Source organism: Candidatus Rhabdochlamydia sp. W815, assembly GCF_018642185.1.
GTDB classification, from domain to species: domain Bacteria; phylum Chlamydiota; class Chlamydiia; order Chlamydiales; family Rhabdochlamydiaceae; genus Rhabdochlamydia; species Rhabdochlamydia oedothoracis.
The window spans coordinates 1-2998 of record NZ_JAAVTY010000141.1 but is presented as its reverse complement, the minus strand read 5'-3'; the positions used below and the strand labels follow the sequence as shown (position 1 = coordinate 2998).

The 2998-nt window shown below is 36.3% G+C and carries 3 protein-coding genes and 1 pseudogene; all 4 read right to left on the bottom strand.

All coding sequences use genetic code 11. The features are described 5' to 3' along the window. Nucleotides 1–93 (bottom strand): annotated as a pseudogene (locus tag RHOW815_RS07525) (IS5/IS1182 family transposase); the annotation flags it as partial. Nucleotides 94–146: 53 nt separating this feature from the next. Continuing rightward, nucleotides 147–818 (bottom strand): aspartate/ornithine carbamoyltransferase family protein, encoded by a 672-nt coding sequence (locus RHOW815_RS07520; protein ID WP_215217699.1) that lies wholly within the window; start codon nucleotides 816–818, stop codon nucleotides 147–149. Next, nucleotides 815–1936, bottom strand: a complete 1122-nt coding sequence (locus RHOW815_RS07515) for a glycosyltransferase family 9 protein (RefSeq protein ID WP_215217698.1) — start codon at nucleotides 1934–1936, stop codon at nucleotides 815–817. Before RHOW815_RS07515 ends, RHOW815_RS07520 begins: the two co-directional genes overlap by 4 nt. Continuing rightward, the gene (locus RHOW815_RS07510) at nucleotides 1933–2760 is read right to left on the bottom strand and encodes a carbamoyl phosphate synthase preATP-grasp domain-containing protein (RefSeq protein WP_350339777.1); all 828 of its coding nucleotides are present in this window, start codon (nucleotides 2758–2760) and stop codon (nucleotides 1933–1935) included. Before RHOW815_RS07510 ends, RHOW815_RS07515 begins: the two co-directional genes overlap by 4 nt. Nucleotides 2761–2998: the final 238 nt, after the last annotated feature.

Genomic DNA, 2998 nt, shown 5'->3' with positions numbered 1-2998 from the left:
TCGTGGACGTGTTTTTTTGCGTGTAGACTCAAGTATTAGATGGATTTTGCTAAATTGTTTACGAGAGATATCGCTTGGATAAGAGCGGGTCATAATTACCTCCAAAGGTTTTATGAAAACTATCATTATACCTTAATGAGAAGATTTTAAACAGGCTCTAAACAGGGAATGATCTCTTCTAAATTTTGATGAAAGGAAAATTGTACTTTTTTTCTTGTTAAATGGGCAAGTGTCTCCTGGGGAAGAGACAAGCCTTCCGGAGAACAAAAAAATAGACGCATACCAAATAAAGCGCATGCAAGACAAAGAGAGTGCAATGTGCGCCCATATTTAAGATCCCCTACAAAGGCAACGGATAATCCTTGAAGGTCTTTTTGTATTTCTTGCATGGTAAACAGATCTGTTAATGTTTGTGTAGGGTGTTCTTCTGTGCCATTGCCTGCGTTAATAACCGGCGTTTTAGTGCTTTTATGAGCCAGATATATAGATTCTTTAGAAGAAGGCCGCAATATAATGACATCTGTAAAAGATCCTATAACTCTTATCGTATCTTCAATCGATTCTCCTTTCTGTGCAGAGGTATTTTTCCCGTCAGAAAATCCAATTAACCGGCCTCCTAGTTTAAGCATGGCCGTTTCAAAAGAGAGACGGGTTCTAGTGGAGGGTTCGTAAAAGCAGGTAGCGAGAATAGAGGTGTTTAGTGAGGGTGGAGGTGGAAAATTTTTCATGATGCGCGCTTGCTCTAAAAGGTAGAGGATTTCATGGCTAGAAAAATTTTCAATGGAAATAATAATTCTATTTTTGAATGCATGATTCATGAAAGTTTCCTTAAAGCTTTTAAAGCAAATTTTTCTGATTTACAGAGTTGATGTAAAACAGCTTCATAGACTTCTTGCATTCCTATTTGTAACATACAAAAGGGGTTTACACATTTTTTTTGTAGACAAGGAGAACACGTTTTTTTCTTTGCAATTACTGTATAGTCTTTTACAGCATAAGGACCGCACAAATGAGGATTTGTAGGACAAAAAATGGCAATGGTAGGCGTTTTTATAGCCAAAGCCATATGCATGGGGCCTGTATCATTACAAACCATTATGTCCATATTCTGAATAAGAAAAGCAAATGTTTTTAAAGGCAGATCTATCAAGGAGGTGCTATTGGGAATATTAGAAGCAATTTGCAGGACTAGTTCTTTTTCCGATTGATTACCTGTAATAAATATGTGGCATTTATGTTGTGTGCTTAACAGATTGCCTAAAGCAATAAAATGAGAAGCAGGCCAACGCTTGAAAAGATCTTTAGACCCTGGATGGAGCAGGATACAAGGACGCGAATGATCTTGTAAATGGTCCATTACAGGAAGTGCGTTTTTTTTATCTTGTTGGCTTAACGCAATTTCTATTTGATGATGAATGGGTTTTTTACCGATTAATGCTGCAATGATTTCTAGACGTCTTACGATTTCATGCTGTGGCTTTTTAGGAAGAAGATGAGTAATCAAAGAATCGAGTCCTTTGTTTGATCCTTCCGTGCCAATAATTTTTTTAGATCCTAGTAAGTATACAAAAGGCAAAACTATTCTTTGAGAGGCGTGAAAGAACAAAATATAGGAAATTTTTTTCTTCTTTAGCTTTGAATAAAGAGAGATAAGAGAAATGATTATGGGTTTTTTTAATAAGAATAGATCGTTGATATAAGGATTATTCTCCAGTAATTCTTTTCCAATATGACTCGTTAGAACTGCAATGTATCCTTTGGGATAATGTTCTCTAAGAGAGCGAATCGAAGGAGTTCCCCACAAGGTATCTCCTAATCCAGTAGTAGAAACGACTAAGAATCGTTCTTGTATATCATTTTGTTTGATAAAATAGCGCAAAATCTTTACAAATTTCTTCAATAGAAAACTTTTAAAAGACTTAACCGTTTTTTTCACTTTGTAATCCTTCTATTTGTGAGATCTTTTTCGGAAATTGTAGCAAAGCGTTGCCATGGAAGAATAAGGGGATAGCCGTATTTATTAAGAGCTACACTTAAATTATTTGCAATGTGTCCCCCTACAGATACAATGATTCCTTTTGGGTTTTCAAAGTCTGCAATATCTCGAATCCTCTCAAAAGTGAGTTCTTCAAAGTACAAACGATCTGATTCATCATAATCCGTGGATACGGTTTCTGGATTGCAGTTGATAACAATTGTTTTTTCTTTTAAGAAGCGGAGCGTTCTACATGTGTTCACAGCACACCAATCAAATTCAACAGATGAACCAATCGAATAAGGGCCAGAGCCGAGTACAGTTATAGGAGGAGAGTTAAACGGTTGAATATCGTGAGATATGCCATGATAGCTTAAAAAAAGGTAATTGGTTTTGGCATCAAAATCCCCAGCTAATGTATCGATCTGTTTAATTACAGGAAAAATTTGATAACGGTGACGTAGTTTTCGTACTTTTTCTTGAGAGATATTTTTTATTTTCCCAATGGTCTGATCAGAGAATCCATATTGTTTAGCTTTTCGTAATAAGTCTTTGGTTAGAGGTTGTTTTTTTAAGAGAAAAGCAAGCTGTGTAATAGATTGGATATGTAGTAAAAACCAAGGATCAATTTGACACAGTGCTCGTACCTGTTTAAGGGTTGCTCCCTTTTCAAAAAAAAGAGCTAGAGCAAATAATCTCCTATCGGTTGCTTCATGAATTTCTTGAAGTAGGTTTTCAATAGGATAAGGATAACTGGTTAATCCATCGGCTCCAATGTTTAGCATGCGAATGGCTTTTTGCAGAGCTTCAGGAAAACTTCTACCCATTGCCATTACTTCGTCTACGCTTTTCATTTCAGTGCCAATTCTGCGCTCTGTTGAGCGTAGTTTATGGGTGTCCCACCTTGGGATTTTGACAACAACATAGTCTAAGAGCCTGTTTAAAATCTTTTCAAAAGTAGAGCAATAAAAGCAAGAACCACCATATTCAGGCTTGTATGTAGTTTTCTTTCGCAATTTTTCC